Raw genomic sequence first — 867 nt, forward strand, 5'->3', positions numbered from 1 at the left:
GCATGAGGGAGCAGGCCCAGATAACCCGGGGTGGACTGTTTTGTCGGGATGTGGTGAGTCTCAAGACGCTGTTCAGGAGGGGGAGGCACCGACCTCAGGTCGGTGCCATATTAGATGATTAAAACTTTTCTGCACTCACATAATCAACACCAATTCTTCCACTATGATTATTTGCTATCAGTTGAAACCGCTCAGCATATCCGGTTCTAAGTTGAGATTTTAGTTTCAACGTTATTCTCTCGTGCTCGATAGATGTTCCATCGGCAGATGATTTAAGTAAGACAACATTAGCAAAACGCTCACCACTATAGGTTGCATGATTTAAGATGATAAAATAATCAATCTTGGGTAGCCCTGACTCGGGTGTTAGTACTGAAAAACACCGTCTGGTATTATTATCGTATGTATAAATGTACTTAGAATTCTCTGCTTCTGTCACAGCATCATTATCATTAACTTTAAATAAGCTCATGACTCTAATTAATCTGTGAGGATTTAATCTTTTATGGTATGCATCATTGCCTTGTGAAGGAACCATGTCACATGCAGCTGAAACACATAAAAACCAAGCACTATTTTCACTATCAAATAAGACTGTGCCAGTGGATATATATTGCTCTTCATAATTTCTAGATGATAAGTTCATGTTTAGAGCATGATACATATTTAAGTGATGCTTTGGATCTGATGCAATATTTAATTTTTCCGCACAATAATCAATTCTTCGGCGTGTAGCTGCAGCTGCGGCTTCGACAGCTGCGGCTTCAGCAGTTGCGGCTTCAGCAGCTGCGGCTTCTCTCATTGCAGACTCTAGTTCAGAATTATAATGGTGTATTGTAGTGAAAATGAAGTCTTGTAGGTCTTTAT

At 40.0% G+C, this 867-nt stretch carries 1 protein-coding gene; it reads right to left on the reverse strand.

Translation table 11 applies throughout. The features are described from left to right. Positions 1-118 precede the first annotated feature (118 nt). On the reverse strand, positions 119-867 hold a 749-nt coding region (locus tag LD28_RS23290), incomplete at its 5' end, for a hypothetical protein (protein WP_206538784.1).

Origin of the sequence: Aeromonas finlandensis, from assembly GCF_000764645.1 — a bacterium.
In the GTDB taxonomy this organism is placed as follows: Bacteria; Pseudomonadota; Gammaproteobacteria; order Enterobacterales; family Aeromonadaceae; genus Aeromonas; species Aeromonas finlandensis.